Source organism: Ferranicluibacter rubi (assembly GCF_011603255.1).
GTDB classification, from domain to species: domain Bacteria; phylum Pseudomonadota; class Alphaproteobacteria; order Rhizobiales; family Rhizobiaceae; genus Ferranicluibacter; species Ferranicluibacter rubi.
In genome coordinates, this window is the sequence record NZ_JAANCM010000002.1 from 245,777 (window position 1) to 265,734 (window position 19,958).

The 19,958-nt window shown below is 63.0% G+C and carries 17 protein-coding genes; 12 read left to right on the plus strand and 5 right to left on the minus strand.

Annotated elements, in window-relative coordinates:
- Nucleotides 1–26: 26 nt before the first annotated feature.
- The 5 genes from G8E10_RS05050 (at nucleotide 27) to G8E10_RS05070 (ending at nucleotide 8,152) form a co-directional block, all read left to right on the plus strand.
- A complete protein-coding gene (locus G8E10_RS05050) occupies nucleotides 27–659 on the plus strand; it encodes an ATP-dependent Clp protease proteolytic subunit (protein WP_092933239.1) in 633 nt (210 codons plus the stop codon).
- Between the two features lie 295 nt (nucleotides 660–954).
- Nucleotides 955–2,232 carry an ATP-dependent Clp protease ATP-binding subunit ClpX gene (clpX, locus tag G8E10_RS05055; RefSeq protein ID WP_110726354.1) on the plus strand — a complete coding sequence of 426 codons (1,278 nt, stop codon included), beginning with the start codon at nucleotides 955–957 and terminating at the stop codon, nucleotides 2,230–2,232.
- Between the two features lie 463 nt (nucleotides 2,233–2,695).
- Nucleotides 2,696–5,116 carry an endopeptidase La gene (gene lon, locus G8E10_RS05060; RefSeq protein ID WP_245507071.1) on the plus strand — a complete coding sequence of 807 codons (2,421 nt, stop codon included), beginning with the start codon at nucleotides 2,696–2,698 and terminating at the stop codon, nucleotides 5,114–5,116.
- A 276-nt stretch (nucleotides 5,117–5,392) separates the two neighbouring features.
- Nucleotides 5,393–5,668, plus strand: coding sequence for a DNA-binding protein HupB (gene hupB / locus G8E10_RS05065; RefSeq protein ID WP_110726353.1), 276 nt, complete (start codon nucleotides 5,393–5,395; stop codon nucleotides 5,666–5,668).
- A 291-nt stretch (nucleotides 5,669–5,959) separates the two neighbouring features.
- Nucleotides 5,960–8,152: an esterase-like activity of phytase family protein gene (locus G8E10_RS05070; RefSeq protein ID WP_167127569.1), complete on the plus strand. Its 2,193-nt coding sequence runs from the start codon at nucleotides 5,960–5,962 to the stop codon at nucleotides 8,150–8,152.
- Nucleotides 8,153–8,252: 100 nt separating this feature from the next.
- On the opposite strand, the gene G8E10_RS05075 is transcribed toward G8E10_RS05070, so the two are convergent.
- On the minus strand, nucleotides 8,253–8,732 hold the full coding sequence (locus tag G8E10_RS05075; protein ID WP_110726351.1) for a MarR family winged helix-turn-helix transcriptional regulator: 480 nt from the start codon (nucleotides 8,730–8,732) through the stop codon (nucleotides 8,253–8,255).
- A 228-nt stretch (nucleotides 8,733–8,960) separates the two neighbouring features.
- Here G8E10_RS05075 and G8E10_RS05080 point away from each other — a divergent pair, with 228 nt between their 5' ends.
- Both G8E10_RS05080 and G8E10_RS05085 read left to right on the plus strand, forming a co-directional pair.
- Nucleotides 8,961–10,235, plus strand: coding sequence for a metallophosphoesterase family protein (locus tag G8E10_RS05080; protein WP_167127572.1), 1,275 nt, complete (start codon nucleotides 8,961–8,963; stop codon nucleotides 10,233–10,235).
- Nucleotides 10,235–13,714, plus strand: coding sequence for an AAA family ATPase (locus tag G8E10_RS05085; RefSeq protein WP_167127574.1), 3,480 nt, complete (start codon nucleotides 10,235–10,237; stop codon nucleotides 13,712–13,714). The genes G8E10_RS05080 and G8E10_RS05085 overlap by 1 nt, the downstream gene beginning before the upstream one ends.
- Nucleotides 13,715–13,772: 58 nt before the next feature.
- Here the strand turns inward: G8E10_RS05085 and G8E10_RS05090 are convergent, their stop codons facing one another.
- On the minus strand, nucleotides 13,773–13,925 hold the full coding sequence (locus G8E10_RS05090; RefSeq protein WP_167127577.1) for a hypothetical protein: 153 nt from the start codon (nucleotides 13,923–13,925) through the stop codon (nucleotides 13,773–13,775).
- A 29-nt stretch (nucleotides 13,926–13,954) separates the two neighbouring features.
- On the opposite strand from G8E10_RS05090, the gene G8E10_RS05095 reads away from it, so the two are divergent.
- Complete coding sequence (locus G8E10_RS05095) at nucleotides 13,955–14,335, plus strand: CAP-Gly domain protein (RefSeq protein WP_092933249.1); 381 nt, start codon at nucleotides 13,955–13,957, stop codon at nucleotides 14,333–14,335.
- Between the two features lie 41 nt (nucleotides 14,336–14,376).
- On the opposite strand, the gene G8E10_RS05100 is transcribed toward G8E10_RS05095, so the two are convergent.
- From G8E10_RS05100 to G8E10_RS05110, 3 genes are all read right to left on the minus strand, one after another.
- A complete protein-coding gene (locus tag G8E10_RS05100) occupies nucleotides 14,377–14,607 on the minus strand; it encodes a hypothetical protein (protein ID WP_167127580.1) in 231 nt (76 codons plus the stop codon).
- A 199-nt stretch (nucleotides 14,608–14,806) separates the two neighbouring features.
- Nucleotides 14,807–15,163 (minus strand): response regulator, encoded by a 357-nt coding sequence (locus tag G8E10_RS05105; RefSeq protein WP_281517413.1) that lies wholly within the window; start codon nucleotides 15,161–15,163, stop codon nucleotides 14,807–14,809.
- Nucleotides 15,156–16,697 (minus strand): sensor histidine kinase, encoded by a 1,542-nt coding sequence (locus G8E10_RS05110; protein WP_167127586.1) that lies wholly within the window; start codon nucleotides 16,695–16,697, stop codon nucleotides 15,156–15,158. The genes G8E10_RS05105 and G8E10_RS05110 overlap by 8 nt, the downstream gene beginning before the upstream one ends.
- Nucleotides 16,698–16,920: 223 nt before the next feature.
- On the opposite strand from G8E10_RS05110, the gene G8E10_RS05115 reads away from it, so the two are divergent.
- The 4 genes from G8E10_RS05115 to G8E10_RS05130 all read left to right on the plus strand — a co-directional run bounded on the left by G8E10_RS05115 (nucleotide 16,921) and on the right by G8E10_RS05130 (nucleotide 19,846).
- The gene (locus G8E10_RS05115; RefSeq protein ID WP_110799559.1) at nucleotides 16,921–17,199 is read left to right on the plus strand and encodes a hypothetical protein; all 279 of its coding nucleotides are present in this window, start codon (nucleotides 16,921–16,923) and stop codon (nucleotides 17,197–17,199) included.
- A gap of 24 nt (nucleotides 17,200–17,223) precedes the next feature.
- On the plus strand, nucleotides 17,224–17,643 hold the full coding sequence (locus G8E10_RS05120; protein WP_167127589.1) for a DUF4174 domain-containing protein: 420 nt from the start codon (nucleotides 17,224–17,226) through the stop codon (nucleotides 17,641–17,643).
- A 43-nt stretch (nucleotides 17,644–17,686) separates the two neighbouring features.
- Entirely contained in the window at nucleotides 17,687–17,845 is a 159-nt protein-coding gene (locus G8E10_RS05125) for a hypothetical protein (RefSeq protein WP_165916896.1), read from the plus strand.
- A gap of 390 nt (nucleotides 17,846–18,235) precedes the next feature.
- Nucleotides 18,236–19,846 carry a peptide ABC transporter substrate-binding protein gene (locus G8E10_RS05130; RefSeq protein ID WP_167127593.1) on the plus strand — a complete coding sequence of 537 codons (1,611 nt, stop codon included), beginning with the start codon at nucleotides 18,236–18,238 and terminating at the stop codon, nucleotides 19,844–19,846.
- The last annotated feature ends 112 nt before the right edge of the window (nucleotides 19,847–19,958 follow it).

Here is a 19,958-nt window from a genome sequence, read left to right on the forward strand (position 1 = left end):
GCGCATTCATGAGACGAAGGGCTGACATGACAAATCCCGTTGATACCGCTATGGCGCTCGTGCCGATGGTCGTCGAGCAGACCAACCGTGGCGAACGCTCCTACGACATTTTTTCGCGCCTCCTGAAGGAGCGCATCATCTTCCTCACCGGCCCTGTGGAAGATCATATGGCAACGCTGGTCTGCGCCCAGCTTCTCTTCCTCGAGGCTGAAAACCCGAAGAAGGAAATCGCGATCTACATCAACTCGCCGGGCGGCGTGGTGACGGCCGGCATGGCCATCTACGATACGATGCAGTTCATCAAGCCGGCCGTATCGACGCTCTGCGTCGGTCAGGCGGCGTCCATGGGCTCGCTGCTTCTGGCCGCTGGCCACAAGGACATGCGCTTCTCCACGCCGAACGCCCGTATCATGGTGCACCAGCCCTCCGGCGGGTTCCAGGGTCAGGCCTCCGACATCGAGCGTCATGCCCGCGACATCCTGAAGATGAAGCGCCGCCTGAACGAGGTGTACGTCAAGCATTGCGGACGGACCTATGAGGAGGTTGAACAGACGCTTGATCGTGACCACTTTATGACCTCTGATGAGGCCCTCGCTTGGGGCGTGATCGACAAGGTCATCACCTCTCGCGAGGCGATGGAAGCAGCCGTCGAAAGTTGATCATGGCTTTTGTGTCGCAAATGATGCATTTGTGACACAATTGTAACTTTCAAGGGTCTTTATCCCGAGACCAAAGCCGTTACTATCGACCGTTAATGCTATGTTGAGTTCTCGCAATCTAGCATCCGGTTTTTCGGTGGGAGATAAGTTGCCGCCGGTGCGCGCGAAAGCGCCGCCGGTTCGTACTCCCGGAAGCAAAGCACATTGACGCCGAACGGCGCGACAGTCTGCGGAGCGGTTTGAGTGGTTCGTTGCGTCCCGCAGGGGACGCGCGGCGTGCTGGAAGGAAAGTGAAATGAGCAAAGTCAGCGGCAGCAGCGGCGGTGACTCCAAGAATACCCTTTATTGTTCCTTCTGCGGCAAGAGCCAGCACGAAGTCCGGAAGCTGATTGCCGGACCGACCGTTTTCATCTGCGATGAATGCGTCGAACTGTGCATGGATATCATCCGCGAGGAGAACAAGACCTCGATGGTGAAATCCCGCGATGGCGTTCCCACGCCGCAGGAAATCATCAAGGTTCTCGACGAATACGTGATCGGCCAGCAGCAGGCCAAGCGCATTCTGTCGGTCGCCGTCCACAACCATTACAAGCGCCTGGCGCATTCGGCCAAGGGCAGCGACATCGAGCTGGCCAAGTCGAACATCATGCTCGTCGGCCCCACCGGCTGCGGCAAGACCTATCTCGCCCAGACGCTGGCCCGCATCATCGACGTGCCCTTCACCATGGCCGATGCGACGACGTTGACCGAAGCCGGTTATGTCGGCGAGGATGTCGAAAACATCATCCTGAAGCTGCTTCAGTCGGCCGACTACAATGTCGAGCGCGCCCAGCGCGGCATCGTCTATATCGACGAAGTCGACAAGATCTCGCGCAAGTCCGACAACCCCTCGATCACCAGGGACGTCTCGGGCGAAGGCGTGCAGCAGGCGCTTCTGAAGATCATGGAAGGCACGGTCGCCTCCGTTCCTCCGCAGGGTGGACGCAAGCATCCGCAGCAGGAATTCCTGCAGGTGGACACGACCAACATCCTGTTCATCTGCGGCGGCGCCTTCGCCGGCCTCGACAAGATCATCTCCGCCCGTGGCGAGAAGACGTCGATCGGCTTTGGTGCGTCGGTCAAGTCTCCCGAAGACCGCCGTGTCGGCGAAGTCCTGCGCGAGTTGGAGCCGGAAGACTTGGTGAAGTTCGGCCTCATCCCCGAATTCATCGGCCGTCTGCCTGTGCTGGCGACGCTCGAGGATCTCGACGAATACGCGCTGATCCAGATCCTGTCGGAGCCGAAGAACGCCCTGATCAAGCAGTATCAGCGCCTGTTCGAAATGGAAGACGTGGAACTGACCTTCCACGAGGACGCGCTGCGCGAAATCGCCAAGCGCGCCATCATCCGCAAGACCGGCGCCCGCGGGCTTCGCTCGATCATGGAGAAAATCCTGCTCGACACGATGTTCGAACTGCCGACGCTCGAAGGCGTCCGCGAAGTCGTCATCTCCGACGAAGTCGTCAAAGGCTCAGCCCGCCCGCTCTACATCTACTCGGAGCGCACGGACGAGAAGGCCAACGTTTCGGCCTGATGTGATTTGAAGAATGAAGGAAGGGGGCCCGCAGCGATGCGGGCCCTTTTTCGTTGGGTGGAGAGATATGGGCTGGGACTTGCGGCTACGGCGGGCAAGATGACGTTCAAGCCCCATCTCAACTGCTGGCATTGGCAACAGGCCGGCAACCTGTCGAAATCGTTGAGCATGTCCACTCCCTCATTCCGCCATTGCTAAATCACCCCGGCAGCGCGATGATATGACGGTTTCGTGTCTTGGGCCGGTGGTTCGAATCATGAGGCTTGAGGTCGCGCGGCAAGGTCCGCGACAGTCACGTAGCCTCTACTGTGCGATACGCTTCGATTGCCGTTGGGTCAGGCCGTCGAAGGGTTGAAAACGGGTCTCGCAACCTCCACTTCTGACAGTGGAAAAAGTGATGACCGGAAGCACCCTTGACGTGCTTCGGGTAACGCTCCCGGAAACGGGACGGAAAGGAAATGACATGACGAACAAAACGTCTCCGGCAGCCGAGAGCGGGACCTTCCCAGTCCTTCCCCTGCGTGACATCGTGGTGTTCCCCCATATGATCGTGCCCCTCTTCGTGGGTCGCGAAAAGTCGATCCGTGCCCTGGAAGAGGTCATGGGTACCGATAAGCAGATCATGCTTGCGACCCAGATCAACGCCGGCGACGACGATCCGGAGCCCTCTGCGATCTACCAGATCGGCACCATCGCCAACGTCCTGCAATTGCTGAAGCTGCCCGACGGCACTGTAAAGGTGCTGGTCGAAGGCCGCTCGCGCGCGGAAATCGACGGCTATACGCGCCGTGAGGAATTCTACGAGGCGATGGCGCATCCGCTGGCGGAGCCTGCCGAGGACCCGGTCGAGATCGAGGCGCTGTCGCGTTCGGTCGTTTCCGAGTTCGAGAGCTATGTGAAGCTCAACAAGAAGATTTCGCCCGAGGTCGTCGGTGCCGCCAGCCAGATCGAGGACTACTCGAAGCTGGCCGATACGGTTGCGTCGCACCTCTCCATCAAGATCGTCGAAAAGCAGGAAATGCTGGAAACGACGAGCGTGAAGGGGCGTCTGGAAAAGGCGCTCGGCTTCATGGAAGGCGAGATCTCGGTTCTCCAGGTCGAGAAGCGCATCCGCTCGCGCGTCAAGCGCCAGATGGAGAAGACCCAGCGCGAATACTATCTGAACGAACAGATGAAGGCGATCCAGAAGGAGCTCGGCGACGGCGAGGAAGGCCGCGACGAGATGGCCGAACTGGAAGACAAGATCAACAAGGCCAAGCTCTCCAAGGAAGCGCGGGAAAAAGCCGACGCCGAGATGAAGAAGCTGCGCCAGATGAGCCCGATGTCGGCGGAAGCCACCGTCGTGCGCAACTATCTGGACTGGCTGACGGGCATTCCGTGGAACAAGAAGTCGAAGGTCAAGACCGATCTCAATGCCGCCGAGAAGGTGCTTGAGCTCGATCACTTCGGTCTCGACAAGGTCAAGGAGCGCATCGTCGAGTATCTGGCCGTGCAGGCGCGTTCGCAGAAGATCAAGGGTCCGATCCTTTGCCTCGTCGGTCCTCCGGGCGTCGGCAAGACCTCGCTCGCCCGCTCGATCGCCAAGGCAACCGGCCGCGAATACATCCGCATGGCACTGGGCGGCGTTCGTGACGAGGCCGAGATCCGCGGCCACCGCCGCACCTATATCGGTTCGATGCCCGGCAAGGTCATCCAGTCGATGAAGAAGGCGAAGAAGTCCAACCCGCTCTTCCTGCTCGATGAAATCGACAAGATGGGCCAGGACTTCCGTGGCGATCCGTCGTCGGCCCTGCTCGAGGTGCTCGATCCGGAACAGAACGCAACGTTCATGGACCACTATCTGGAGGTCGAATACGACCTCTCGAACGTGATGTTCATCACGACGGCGAACACGCTGAACATTCCGGCACCCCTGATGGACCGCATGGAAGTCATTCGTATTGCCGGCTACACGGAAGAGGAGAAGCTGGAAATTGCCAAGCGGCACCTCCTGCCGAAGGCCATCGCCGACCACGCCCTGAAGCCCGCCGAATTCTCGGTGACGGACGGTGCGCTGATGGCGGTGATCCAGACCTACACCCGTGAGGCAGGCGTCCGCTCCTTTGAGCGCGAACTGATGAAGCTCGCCCGAAAGGCGGTCACCGAAATCCTCAAGGGCAAGGCCACCAGCATCCAGGTGACGGCCGAGAACATCAACGACTATCTGGGCGTTCCGCGCTTCCGCCATGGCGAAGCCGAGCGCACCGACCAGGTGGGCGTGGTCACGGGTCTGGCCTGGACCGAGGTCGGCGGTGAACTGCTGACGATCGAAGGCGTGATGATGCCCGGCAAGGGCCGCATGACGGTGACGGGCAACCTGAAGGACGTGATGAAGGAATCGATTTCGGCGGCGGCCTCTTATGTCCGCTCGCGCGCCATCGACTTCGGCATCGAGCCGCCGCGTTTCGACACGAGCGACATCCACGTCCATGTTCCCGAAGGGGCGACCCCGAAGGACGGTCCGTCGGCCGGCGTGGCGATGGCAACGGCCATCGTCTCGATCATGACGGGCATTCCGGTCGACAAGAATGTGGCCATGACGGGTGAAATCACCCTGCGCGGCCGGGTTCTGCCCATCGGCGGTCTGAAGGAAAAACTGCTCGCGGCGCTTCGCGGCGGGATCAAGAAGGTGCTTATTCCGGAAGAAAACGCCAAGGATCTGGCGGAGATTCCGGACAATGTGAAGAACAACATGGAGATCATCCCGGTGTCGATGGTCGGTGACGTCCTGAAGCACGCTCTGGTCCGCATGCCGGAAGCCATCGAATGGGATCCGTCAAAGAACGTTACGCCGGTGAAAGTCGCGGCCGATACGGATGAAACGACGACGGGCTTCGCCCATTGATAACGCCTTCCGGGAGGGCGGTAACACCGCTTTCCCGGAGACGCGTCAACAGGCGGCGGGACTGATTCTCAGGCCTGATGAGGGTGTCTTCGCACCGTTGTTCATCGCTTAAACAGTGGAAGACCGGCCCTTGAGCCGGTCTTTTTTCGTAAAATGCACCGCAAAGCCTTGCATTTCCGGGCATTCGGCGCGATTGGGTTGCCAAGGCGACCGCTGCGACGATGGCGCGGCCGCCCGAAAACAAGTCGTTTCGGACCAAGTTGAAAGGGTGGAAACATGAACAAGAATGAGCTCGTATCGGCTGTTGCCGAAAAGGCCGGCATCACGAACAAAGAGGCAGCTACGTCTGTCGAAGCATTGTTCGACGTGATCCAAGGTGAACTGAAGAACGGCGGCGACGTTCGCCTCGTCGGCTTCGGCAACTTCACCGTGAGCCGCCGCGAAGCCTCCAAGGGCCGCAACCCCTCCACCGGCGCGGAAGTCGATATCCCTGCTCGCAACGTTCCGAAGTTTGCGGCCGGCAAGGGCCTCAAGGACGCTGTGAACTCCTAAGGCATATCTGGACGAAGCGGCTCGCTTCGCCTTGCCATGGTCACAGCCGAGCGCCGCGCATCCCTTTTGGGGATGCCGTCTGGCTGCTCGATCACCATAAAGCGCTGCGGCGCAAGAGGGGACGGCTCACGCCGCGCTCCTCACCTTCAGGCCCGGGTTTTCCCGGGCCTTTTTCGTCTCTGTCATTCCTCTGTCATGCGGGCGCTTCACAAACTCCGGGATTGTGCCGCGCGCGTCGATGCAAGCGGCCACGCGGCTCGAACCGCCGTGTGAACGCCGAGGGGATGTCTCATGAAAACCGTATCCGTCACCGCCGCACTCGCGGCCCTGCTTGCGACTTCTGTCGCCGGCAGTGCTTATGCCGAGCCCGTCTTCAACCGCATCTCGTCCTTCGCCGTCGCGGACAATCTGCCGGCAGCCATCGACCGCAAGACCGTAACCTCGGCGGAGATCGTCACCGCGACGGAGGACGGCAACACGCTGATCTATTCCGACAGCCCGCTGAAGGCGATCGGCTTCATCGACATCACGGATGCCGCGGCGCCCAAGGCCGGCGGCATCGTTTCCTTCGACGGTGAGCCGACATCGGTCACGGTGGCCGGCACCAAGGCGCTCGTCGCCGTCAACACGAGCCCCGACCGCGCCAACCCGTCGGGCATGCTCGCCGCCGTCGATATTGCGGGCCGTACGGTCACGTCGAGCTGCGAACTCGGCGGCCAGCCCGATTCGGTCGCGGTCAACAAGGACCGGACGCTCGCAGTCATCGCCATCGAGAACGAGCGCGACGAGAAGGTGAACGATGGAGCGCTGCCGCAGATGCCGGCCGGCGACCTCGTCATCGTCAAGCTCAACGACGGCGTGCCGGACTGCGCCACGATCCGCCACGTCTCGCTGACGGGTCTCGCTGCTGTCGGGGGAGACGATCCGGAGCCGGAATTCGTCTCATTCAACGGCAAGGATCAGATCGCGCTGACCCTGCAGGAGAACAACCATATCGTCATTCTCGACGGCCGCTCGGGCGCAATCGTCTCGCATTTCTCGGCCGGAACGGTGGATCTCGACAAGGTCGACACCAAGCGCGACGGCAAGCTCTCCTTCACCGGATCGCTGAAGGGCGTGCCCCGGGAACCGGACGCCGTGAAGTGGCTGGATGACGAGCGACTGGTCGTGGCGAACGAGGGCGACTGGAAGGGCGGTTCGCGCAGCTTCACCATCTTCGACACCAGCGGCAAGGTGCTCTACGAGGCCGGTGCAAGCTTCGAACATGCCGCCGCCGCCATCGGGCACTATCCCGAGAAGCGCTCTGCTGCCAAGGGCATCGAGCCGGAGGGTCTGGAAGCTGCGACGTTCGGGCAAGACCGGCTGTTCTTCGTGCTGGCCGAGCGCGCCTCGCTCGTCGGCGTCTACAAGGATACGGGTGCCGAGCCGCAACTGCTGCAGCTTCTGCCCTCGGGCATCTCGCCGGAAGGCGGCGTCGCCATTCCCGGCCGCAATCTGCTGGTGACCGCTAACGAGGCCGATCTGGTCGAGGACGGTGCGGCGCGCTCGCATGTGATGATCTACGAGCGCAAAGAGGGCAAGCCGGCCTATCCGCAGATCCGCTCCGTGGAGAAGGACGGCGTACCGATCGGCTTCGGCGCCCTGTCGGGCCTATCGGTTGTTCCAGGCCAGCCCGGCAAGCTCTATGCGGTCAGCGACTCGGTCTATGGCGCCGAACCGCGCATCTTCACCATCGACACCACCAAGAGCCCGGCCGAGATCACCGACGCCCTGACAGTCACCCGCGATGGCGCCCCGGCGCAGAAGCTCGATATCGAGGGCATCGTCGCGACAGGCGATGGCTTCTGGCTCGCCTCCGAAGGCAATTCCGACAAGCTGGTGCCGCACGCGCTTTATCAGGTGAATGCCAAGGGCCAAATCAAGAAGGAGATCGCCCTGCCGGAAGTTCTGCGCGCGGGCGAGACCCGATTCGGCTTCGAAGGCATCACGGTGACGGGTAAGGGCGACGACACGACGCTGTGGATGGCCGTGCAGCGCGAATGGAAGGACGACGAGAAGGGCTTCGTCAAGCTCGTCTCCTACAAGCCCAAGTCCGAGGAATGGGGCGCCGTGCGCTATCCGCTGGAAAAGAAGGGTGAGGGCTGGGTCGGCCTCTCCGAGATCACCGTTCACGGCGACTATGCCTATGTCATCGAGCGCGACAACCTCGTCGGCCAGGCGGCAAAGCTGAAGAAGATCTATCGCGTGGCGCTGACCGAGCTGAAGCCCGCCAAGCTCGGCGGCGCGCTGCCGGTCGTCGCCAAGGAAGAGTTCCGCGATCTGCTTCCGGACCTGAAGACGCTGAACGGCTATGTTCTCGACAAGGTCGAGGGCTTCGCGGTTGATGAAACCGGCACGGGCTTCGTCGTCACCGACAATGACGGCGTGGACGACAGCTCGGGCGAGACGATGTTCTGGAGCATCGGCAAGATCGACGCGATGTAACGAGAAGCGTCCCGGTAACGCCGGGGTCTACGACGTCGGGCCTGCGTGCAGCAGGTCCGACATCCGAAGGTCGATGTTATAGGGTGTCAGTGTGCGGCCCTCAGGCTTCTGCGGCCGCTGCCGGCCTGACGGCCTCTTCCTGCTCGCGCCGCTCGCGGATCTCGTCGGTGCGGCGGACGAGCTTGCTGACGATCTCATGCAACTGGTCGAGCTGTTCGTCATCGAGCGCCGAGAAGATTTCCTCGATCAGCTGCTTGCGCGGGTGCTCGGCAGCCTCCAGCGCGATGCGCCCGACATCGGTGATCGAAACTATCTTCGCACGGCGATCCTCGGGGTCCGGCTGACGCGCCACCAGCTTGTCGCGCTCCAGCCCGTCGATCGCCTCGGTGACGGTGCGCGGTGCGAAATTGAGTGCACAGGCGATATCCGTCGAGCGGCAGGGGCCGAGCTTGTTCAGGAAGAATAGGAATTTGCTGCGGGCCAGCGACACGCCTTCTTCCGTCATCGACTGGTTGATGAGCCGATGAACGCGGTGATAGAGCTCGAACAGCTTGTCGGAGACGTCGAAGGTCGTTTTCATAGATTGGAGATGGACGTTCTGAGGGCCCATGTCAAATCCCATCACGGGGATGTCAAGGCAGGTCGCGCGAAACCCGGCGGCGGTGTCGGAAGCGCCACAGACATTGGGACGGGGCTCGCTTGGTCAGTTCCGCGTTGATCTTGCCACAGCTGCACGACGCCGTGGAAAGACGGGGCCGCTCAGGCCGAAACGATTGACGTTGATGCATCGGCGGGCCCATGGTCGGGCATGGCTTTCCGCTTCGTTCACACCGCAGACCTTCACCTTGATTCTCCCCTCCGCAGTCTGGCGCTTCGCAACGGCGAACTTGCCGAGCATGTCCGCGGCGCGACCCGTGCGGCGCTGACGGCCATCGTCGATCTTTGTATCGCGGAGGCGGTCGATGCGCTTCTGATCGCGGGCGATCTCTATGACGGGTCGCAGACCTCGATGAACACAGCGCTGTTCCTGATGAGCGAGATGCGCCGGCTGGAGGTCGCCGGGGTGCGCGTCTTCGTCATTCGCGGCAATCACGACAACCAGTCCGCCATCCGCCGCGAGCTGACCTTTCCGGACAACGTGCATGTGTTCTCCAACCGCACGAAATCGGTAAAGGCGGCGACGCTACCGGATGGCCGCGCCGTCTACATTCACGGGATCGGCTTCGACCAGCCGCACGCGCCGGACAGTCTCCTGCCGTCCTTCCCGGGTCCGCAGGCAGACAGCATCAATATCGGCATGCTGCATACGAGCCTTGCCGGCGCGCCGGGGCACGATCTCTACGCGCCCTGTAGCGTCGCGGAGCTTGCCGCACATGGCTTCGATTACTGGGCGCTTGGCCATGTCCATCATCGCCTCGTGCACAGCGAAGCGCCGCTGATCGTCATGCCCGGCATGCCGCAGGGCAGGGATATCAACGAAGCGGGCGCGAAGAGCGTAACGCTGGTGACCATCGAGGCCGCCGGGGAGATCCACCATGCCGAGCGCCGGATCGGCGGCGCCGTGTTCGAGCGGGCGACGATCGACCTCACAGGCATCACGGAATGGCGCGAGCTTCTGGCCCGCATCAGCGACGATCTCGCGCGCCGCGTGGCAGCGGCCGGTGCCGAACAGCTGATCCTGCGGCTGCACCTGACAGGCGCCACGCCGCTTGCCTTCCGCCTGAAGCGCGATCCGGCCTTTCTGATGGATGAGGTGACGGGCCTTGCCAACGCCTTGCCGGGCTGCTGGGTGGAGAAGATCGAGATCGACTGCCATGCGCCGGAGATGGTTGGTGAGGCGGATCCCGGTCTCGACCCTGCAGCCGAACTCTCGGCGCTGATCCATAGCGATGTGCTCGCCTCGCACGGGTTCCGCCAGCAGGCGGCCGATCTCATGGCTGAGCTTCTGGGCCAGCTGCCGCGCGAGTTGCGGGAAACCTTCGGAACGGACGAGGCGACCGTTGCAGCGCTTCTGGCCGATATCGCCCGCGACGGCAGCGACGAGGTGCTGGCGCATGTGCGGGCCGGCGAGGGAGGTCACTGATGCGTCTTTCCGCACTCGATCTCGTCCGCTACGGCAAATTCACCGGAAAGCAGCTCGATTTCGGCAAGGCCCGACCGGGCAAGCCGGATCTGCATCTGGTCTACGGCCCGAACGAAGCGGGAAAATCGACGCTGTTTTCTGCCGTGCTCGACCTGTTCTTCGGTATCCCAGCAACGAGCCCATACGGATTTTTGCATCCCTATCCGGCAATGCGTATTGGAGCTACGGTTGAGCTTGGAGGGCGCGAATACGCGTTGAACAGGGTTAAGCGGCTAAAGAACTCGCTTATCGACAGTCATGATCAGCCGCTATCCGAAACGCTTTTCGCACAGGCTTTCGGGACCGTTGATCGGGCTACATACCAAGTGATGTTTTCGCTCGACGACATTAGCATCGAAAAGGGCGGCGAGAGCATCCTCCGGAGCGAAGGCGAGCTTGGGTCTCTGCTGTTCTCCGCCAGTTCGGGGCTGCCGGACCTGACCGGCGTCATGGCCGACCTCAAGGGCCGCACGGATGCCTTCTATCGTCCGCAGGCGCGCAAGCACCGGCTGGCGGAGTTGAAGGCCGAGCTGGACGCGCTGAAGGACGAGCGCGCTGCCATCGATGTCAGCCAGCGCGAATACACGGCGCTGCGCAAGACGCGGGATCTGGCGACGGAGCGGCACGCAGCGGCGCTTGCCGCCCGCGCCGGGCTGCGCGTCCAGTGGGACGGGGCGAAGGCAAAGCTAGACGGCCTGCCGCTCCTTCTGCGGCTGCGGGCGCTGCGCAGCGAGCTGGCGACGCTGAGCGACCTGCCGGACCCGCCTTCTGTCTGGCACCAGATGTTGCCCGAGTTGATGCGGGCGGAAACCGAGATCGGCACGCGTCTGACGCAGATCGCGGCGGACATCGCCCGCCGCACGCAGGAGCGCGACCTGCTCGCGCGCGACGAGGCCGTGCTTGCGCTGCGCGCCGACCTGCACCATCTGGAAAGCTCGGGGCTGGAAGCCCGCTACCGCACGGCAGCGCAGGACATGCCCTCCCGCACGCAGGAGAGGGCGGCGGTTTCCGCCGATCTCGCCGCGCGGCTGCTGCAACTCGGCCGGACGACAGACGAGGACCCCGCGGCGCTGCTCATTCCGGCAGCGACCATCGGCAAGCTGCGAGCGCTCGCCGAGACGCATGCACGCCTGACCGAGCGGCAGGAGGCGGCCCGTCGGGAGCGCGCATCGACCGAGGTCGCCCATCGCGAGGCGCTGGAGCGTGCCGAGACGCTTGGCGACAAGACGGCAGGGCAGGCGCCCACGATGCCGACGACGAGCGATCCGCAGGCGCTGTCCGACCTGCTGCGCGCTCTGCGGCGCGAGGACTTTCCGCTGCGGCAGAAGGCGGCGCGCGAGGAGCTGGCGCGGCTGGAGGACCTTCTGGCCGACCAGCTTGCAGCTCTGCCGGGTCGACACGATGCCGAGAGCCTCGCGCTCGCGCCTGTCCCGGTGGAGGGCGATCTGGCCGACTGGTCGTTCAAGACCGAGACGTCGAGCGAGCGCCTGCGCCGGCTCGACGAGCGCCGCGGGGAGATCGCGCTGCAAATGGCCACCGCGCAAGCCGAGCGCGATACGCTGCTGGTGCAGGCGGAGTTTGCCGATGATGCGCGGGTTGGGGCGCTGCGCCTTGCGCGCGATGCAGCCTGGCGAGCGCATCGGGATACGCTGACGCCGGACACGGCCGACCACTTCGCAAGCGCGCTCGACAAGGACGACCAGGCGAGCGCCCTGCGGCTGACCCAGACCGAACACATCGCCCGCAGCCGCGCTCTGGCGGTGACGATCGCCGACCTGAACGCGCGACAAACGGCGTACGACCAGCAACGCGCGGAACTGCTCGCGGAGCGCAGCACGCTCGATGCCGCCATTGCCGCAGCGGCGGCGGCCTGCAATCTCCCGGCAGACCTGTCGCTGGCGCGGCTGGAGGACTGGCTGCAACGCCGGCTGAAGGTGCTGGAAACGCGCGCCGCCTTGCGTGCTATGCGCCAGAAACTCGCCCAGGCGGATGCCGACGAGGTGCGTGCCATGAGCCGGCTGGCCACAGCGTTCGGGGATGGGACCTCGCTGCCGCACGATTTCGAGACAGCGCTGGCCTTTGGCGAGCGCGTGTTGACGGCAGCACAGGCCGAGGCGGCCGAGGGGCGCACGCTTCTGGAAAACCTGAAGCGGATGGAAGCGGCGCTCGCATCGCGGCGTGTCGATGCGGATGCGGCCGATGCCGCGATGGCGGCATGGGCGGACAGTTGGAGGGAGTGCCTCGCTGGCCTCTGGCTTGCGCCTGACGGCGCAGTGCCGGGCCCGGCCGAAGTGATGCCGACGCTGGCGGTGCTTGCCGAGATCGATCGTCTCGTGCAGCGCCGCAGCGATTTCGACCACCGTATCCAAGCTATGGGCCGCGATCAGACCGCGTTCGCAACCGTCATCGCCAGCTGCTGCGCGCAGCTGGATCTGACAATGGGCGACGATCCGCTGGCGATCTTCACAGCCCTGCAACAGCGGGTCGCGAGCGCCGAACATGTGGAGACGTTGTTCGACCGTCTGTCGCAGGAGCTGGAGGAGCGCGAACGCGAGGCGCAGGTACTGGCCGAGGCCGGAGAGCGGCACGAGGCCGGCAAGCGCGATATGCTCGCCTTCTTCGGCTGCACGGAACTCGGCGATGTCGCAGCCCACCTGGAAACGGCAAAGACCCGGACGCGGCTGCGCGAACGCATCGCGGAAACCGAGGCCGACCTTGCCGCACGCCTGCGCGTCGGCACAGCGGAGGAGGCCGAGATGGTTCTCGTCGCGCTGGACGAGGATGGACTTCGCCAAGAGGCTGCCGAACTCGCCGCGCGCCACGATGAGGCCGACCGGATGGTGCAGGATCGCCACGCCGAACTGCGCGACGCCGAACGCGGGCTTGAGAAGGCCGCAGGCGACGACGCGGCCGCCCATATCGAGGAGCGCCGGCGCACGGTGCTTGCCGATATCGAGGAACAGGCGCTCGCCTATCTCCGGCTGCGCTCTGGCCTGCTCGCCGCCGACATGGCGCTGCGCCTCTACCGGGAGCGGCATCGCAGCGCGATGATGCAGCGGGCCTCCACGGCCTTCGCCACCATCAGCGGCGGGGAATATGAGGGCCTTTCGACCGAGATGGAGAAGGGGGCGGAGTTCCTCCTGGTTCGCTCTGCCACCGGCGCGACGAAGCTTGCGAAGGACCTGTCGAAAGGCACGCGCTTTCAGCTCTATCTTGCACTGCGCATGGCCGGCTTCCACGAGATCAGCGCCCAGCGCGAGGCCTTGCCCTTCATCGCCGACGATATCATGGAGACCTTCGACGACGCCCGCGCCTTCCACGCCTTCCGTCTGATGGCGGATATGGCGGGTGTCGGCCAGGTCATCTACCTGACCCATCACGAACACCTCTGCGAGATCGCCCGCAAGGCCTGCCCGGATGTGGTGTTGCACCGGCTTTGAGAACATGCAGACGCCGGCGGCCGGTCACGTCCCGCGCCGGACTTGCGGGCGGATGGCATCAGGCACTATAGGGATGCACCGTGCCGGCATTCATCTCCATGGCTGCCGTGGACGATAGTCCCGCTTCGACGCTATCGCTCACGGCATTGGCGACGAGGCGGAGACGGCAAAGGGGAAACCGGAGCACGCTTGCGTGGCGGGCTTTTCTCATTCGAGTGGCCATTCGGGCCGGAGGCAGCGATGAACAATTTCCATGTCGGCCAGAAGGTCGTCTGTATCGACGACAAGTTCAAGAACGTCTCGATCGACCAGCTGATCCGCAAGGGCGAGATCTACACGATCCGCTGGGTCGGCCCGTATAGCCATTACATCGACGGCGAGTTCATTGGCGTGAAGCTGGAAGAAATCAACCGTGGCAATGACGACGGCCCGGAAGGCTACGGCGCTGCCGACATGCCCTATCGCGCAACACGGTTCCGCCCGCTGCTGAAGGATCGCCTGTCGTCGCTGAAGAACCTGCTGGCTCCGACTCCGAAGGGCGAAACGCCGTATTCGCCGCCGGCTCCCGAAGAGCCGAAGCGCGCTGCGCCGAAGCGGGAAAAGGAAAAGGTCGATACCTGAGGAGCACGCGGCCCGCGCCTATCGTCGGGCCGCATGTCATTTCATCGCTGCTGTTTGCGGCGGTCGCTATCCTGCAGGAGATCCTGCAGCGCGGCTTCGCTGATCATGCCGCACTGGAAGACGTGAATTCTGCGCGCCGCCGCGACGTCACCCGTTTCGGCGCCGGCCGTGCAATGGTCCTCGAAGACGCGCTCCAGCGCATGCCCGCCGCGAAGGGCATGCCGAGCGTCCGGGTGTCTGTCGGCACCAAGACCGAAATCCCTTGTGGGCATGATGATCTCCACGGGTTTGACTGGCATGCGATTGTACAGGACAGATCGTCCTTGGCGATTCCCAGAACTGGCCTATCAATCATCATAGAGCCGATGAATTTTCCGAAGCGTTCTGAAAGATACTACGTGACGGCGATGACGCGGAAATGACCGTTTCGTGACATTGCAAGTGCGCCGGGAGCGTACCGCAGGAAGGGCGTCAGAGTGCCGCCGTCAGCAGACGCCTGACATCGCCGACATCGAACGGTTTTTGCAGGACCGGCGCCGAAATGCCGGAGCCATCAAGGCCTGCCGCGCCATAGCCGCTCGCAAAGACGAACGGTATGCCGCGCGCTTGCAATATTTCGGCGACGGGGAAGGACGGTTTTCCCGCAAGGTTGATGTCGAGGATGGCCACATCGATATCGATCGTGCGGGCAAGGTCGAGGGCCGGTTCCAGCCGCATGGCCATTCCCACGATCTCGCAGCCAAGCTGGAGAATGAAGTCCTCGATGAGGAGCGCGACCAGCATCTCGTCCTCCACGATCAGCACGCGTTTTCCGGCAAGCTTATCCAAGGCCGACGCCTTCGCGGATGGCGGAGAGCGGAGCGGCCAGTTCGAAGACGAGGCCATCCGGCCTATGGTGGATGCGCACCTGTCCGGAAAGCTCTGCAGGCAGGGCGCGCTCGAGGAGATGGGATCCGAAACCTCGCCGCTGCGGCGCGTGCACCGGCGGTCCGCCGATCTCGCGCCAGGTCATCCGAAAGACGTCCCGGTCGTCCACCACGACCGTCTCGCAAATGATCTCTACGCGACCCTCCGTGCGGGATAGGGCGCCGAACTTCGCCGCGTTGATGGCGAGCTCGTGGAGCGCCAGCGCCAGGGAAAGCGCTGCATGCGGCTCTAGCCGCAAGGGTGGGGAGGTTACGTCGAGCTGGGGACGGTCCGGATCGTCATGGGTCGAAAGCGCTGTCTCCAGCACCTCGTTGAGATCGGCACCGGTCCAGTTCTGCGCGGTCAGCATGTTGTGGGCGCGCGAGAGCGCGAGAATGCGGCCATTGATCGAATCGGACGCCTCCTTCAGCGACATGGCGCCGCGAAGCGTCTGCGACGTTATCGCCTGCACCGAGGCGAGCGTGTTCTTCACACGGTGGTTGAGTTCGTTGACCAGCAGACGCTGCCGATGCTCGGCAATCACCCGCTCGGTCACGTCGGATCCCTGCACGAAGATATGCGTAACCTCGCCGCTATCGGCCGTGATGGGTTGATAGACGAAATCCACGAAGCGCTCCTCCGGTCCCGTTGCCAGTGAGCGGACGAGAATGAGACGCTCGGACCAGCGACTGACAGGCTCGCCTGAGCGATAGGCCTCATCGAGGAGATCGCCAAAACCCTGATCGGCAAGCTCCGGCAGCGCTTCGCTGACCGGCTTGCCGATCACGTCCCGGTTGCCGATCAGCGCCTGGTAGTTCGGGTTGACCAACTCGAACACGTGGTTCTCGCCCCGCAGCATGGCCATGAAGGTCGGCGCCTGGGCGAAGAGCTGGAGCAGCCGCTCGTGCTCGCGGGCGATCCGCTGGCGCGCCAGAACCTCCCGCGTCGTTTCCACCACGATGGCGACGACGCCCGCAGGCGTGCCCGTCTCGTCGAGTACGGGGGAATAATCGAGGTTCATCCAGACCTGTTCCGGCACGCCCCGGCGATGCAGCGTCAGTTCCTGATCGCGATAGGCAAGCGTCCCCCCTGAAAGCCCGACCTTCATCACATTGTCGTTGAAGTCGGCGATCTCAGCCCAGCCTTCCCGAACCCGGGAGCCCAGAAGCTGCGGGTGGCGCTTGCCGGCAAAGCCGGAATAGGCATCGTTATAGATCATGATGCCATGCTCGCCCCAGAGCATGACGATCGGCACCGGGGACTGGAGAAGGAGGGCGGTCGCGGTGCGAAGACTGCCGGGCCACGTTTCAACGCGTCCGAGCGGCGTGGCACTCCAGTCGAAGTTGCGGATCAACTGCCGGATTTCACCGCCTTTTCCCAGGAAGGCGAATGCGTCTTGTGACGCGTCTGCAGCGCTTATGGCCCCAGCCCCTTCGGCCCGATTGTTCTCGGCCATTCCCACCACCGTTTGTCCGTCCGTCTTTCGGTGAGACGGCGGCGGCACCGGCGCTCGTCTCATTGGTATGACGAAATAGCAATCCGGCGTCATCTGGCAAGATGCTGTCGTGACAACTCTTGGCGCCATCCGGGTGCCATCCGGAACAATCGTGTCGATCCGCGTGTTGCTTACGTAACGCAGGCGCGCGAGGTGCGCCCATGCGCGCGGGAGGACGAACGTCATGAGCAGCAATGTGGAACCGAGGACATTCGGGCACGGAACGATGGAGGGCAACAGGGACGTCGAGGCTTGCAAGGCAACACTTGGCGATGCCTTCCAAGCGGTGACGACGAGCGGCGAAGTAAGCATGGGTTCGGCCGCTGGTGCTGAAATCCCGAGCGAACTTCAGGAACTGATTAAACAAGCTGAGGCATCAGGCTGGCACCGCGACGTTGCGGAGGAAGCGATCCGTCAGCTGGCGCGCGAACTGCTCGGCGCTCGCGGGGCTTCTTTCGACTGAAACGCGAACGCAAAGGAGACGACCATGCTGAAATCCCTGATGACCGAGATCTTCGGCGTCGGCCCCCATCCAGAGGAGACGTCCGGCAATCTGCATGATCTGCAGTGGGAAAAGCGCGTGCTCGTGATCTTCTCCGACCCTGCCGGCACGAAGTCGGACAGTCAGCTTCATGGCCTAATGGGGGACAAGGATGCGCTTCGCCAGCGCGATCTGGCGGTCTTCACGGTGGATGGCAACGACGTTCGTCCCGAGTTCGGCTCGGACGTCGTGCCGCAGGCTCACACATTGCGCAAGGAACTGGGCTGCGCGCCCGGCACCTTTGCCGTCGTGCTGGTCGGTAAAGACGGCCATGTGAAAAGCCACTTCGATGATGTGGTCGATCCCGATGTACTTTTCGCCGAAATCGACAGCATGCCGATGCGGCAGGCCGAAATCCACCGATAGCCAGTCCAACCGGCTGTGAAACCCGTTTTTGACAGGAGACATCATGTCCAACGTGCCCGACCCCATCTCGACGCCAAACCCCGGTAATCCGCCTATCCCTACACCTACGCCGCCGATTACCGAACCGGAACCGGACCGGCTGCCCGACGAAACGCCGAATCCCAATCCCGATGAAAACGACGCACCGCCGCTATCGGTGTGAGCATCGTCGGACGGCGTTTGCCCACAACGTCTTCAGCACGACCTTTCAAGGATGATGGAAGACCAGAAGAAATGCGGCAGTAACCACCAGCTGTCGCATTTCTGTCTTTGCACGAAGCGAGATCCGTTCGTCTTATCACGTGCTAGGTCAGAGATTGCCTTTGACGTAAGGTGCAGCGTGCCTTCGTGCGGCTCTACGCGCAGGGCATGGAGACGATGAGGGTATCTTTCATGAAGACGATCCTGCAACCGCTCGGACTGTAACCCGCAGATTTCGCTTCCCTCGTCCATGGGGATCGCGCGCCGGAAGAGGGTTGCCTTTATGCATTTTTTCGCCTTTGTTGTCGCTTTGGCGCCAGCCTGATGGCGCAAACGGGCAAGGAGATCACCGATGACCGCACCCCTGACTGCCGTGACACGACACCTCCGACGCGCTGCCCTGATCGGCTCGCTGCTGCTCGGCGCAAGCCCTGCGCTTGCCGAGGCTGTGCTGAACCGTGGCAATGCCGGCGAACCGCAGACGCTCGACCAGGCCCATACGTCGATCAACATCGAGGCGTTCATTCTCAAGGACCTCTACGAGGGCCTGACGACACATGATGCCAAGGGCGAGATCGTGCCGGGTGCGGCCGAAAGCTGGACGGTTTCGGACGACGGGACGGTTTATACCTTCAAGCTGCGTGAGAACGGCAAATGGTCGGACGGATCGCCGGTGACGGCGGAAGACTTCGTCTTCTCGCTGTCGCGCATCGAGGATCCGAAGACAGCGGCCGGCTATGCCAATATCCTCTACCCGATCAAGAATGCCGAGAAGATCAACAAGAGCGGCCTGGCGCTCGACCAGTTGGGCGTGAAAGCCATCGACGCGAAAACGCTGGAGATCACGCTCGAACGCGCGACGCCTTATTTCCTGGAGCTCCTCGCCCACCAGACGGCGCTGCCGGTCTCCAAGGCAAGCTTCGAGAAGAACGGCACGGACTTCGTCAAGCCGGGGATCATGGTGTCGAACGGCGGCTTCAAGCTGACAGAGCACGTCGCCAACGACCACCTGACACTGACCAAGAACGAGCAACACTGGGACGCCGCCAACATCAAACTCGACAAAGTCGTTTTCTACCCGCTCGAGGACCAGGCCGCTGCCGTGCGTCGCTACGAGGCCGGTGAACTGCATGTGAACTACAATTTCTCCGCCGATCAGATCGAGCGGCTGAAGACCCTGGTCGGCGACGAGGTGCATATCTCGCCGGCGCTCGCCACCTATTACTATGTGTTCGACACACGCACCGCGCCGATGGACGACGTCCGCGTGCGCCGCGCGCTCTCCATGGCCATCGATCGCGACTTCCTCGCCAAGGAAATCTACAGCGGCTCGCAGCAGCCGGCCTATGGTTTCGTTCCCCCGGGTCTGCCGGATTATGGTGCGCCGTCGGTTGCCGACTTCGCCACGAAAAGCCAGCTCGACCGCGAGGATGACGCCTTGGCGCTCCTGAAGGAGGCCGGTTACGGCGAGGGCGGCAAGCCGCTCGACATCGAGATCCGCTACAACACCAACCCCAACCACGAGCGCGTGGCGACCGCCGTCGCCGACATGTGGAAGACGGCCTTCAATGCCAAGGTGACGATGGTCAATCTCGACGTCTCCTCGCACTACGCCTACCTGCAGGAAGGCGGTAAGTTCTCCGTCGCCCGTGCCGGCTGGACGGCAGATTACGGCGATCCGGAAAACTTCCTTGCCATGAACACGACGAGCAACGTCACCTTCAACTATGCCAAGTGGAGCAATGCCGACTACGACGCGCTGATGGCGAAGTCCAACGACGAGAAGGATCCGGCAGCCCGCGCCAAGCTGCTGCACGAAGCCGAGACGATCCTCATGAAGGAGCAGCCCGTGGCGCCGCTCCTCTACCAGAACGAGCTGTGGCTCGTCTCCAAGAAGGTCAAGGGCTGGGTCGACAACGCCAATAACGAGCACCCGAGCCGCTTCCTCAGCATTGCTGAGTAATTGCGCGGCAGGCCGGAAGAAAAGACCCTCTCTGGCCTGCCGGCCATCTCCCCCACAAGGGGGGAGAAGACTCGTGGTACGCCCACCTCTTCACGATGGAACTTCTCTTGAG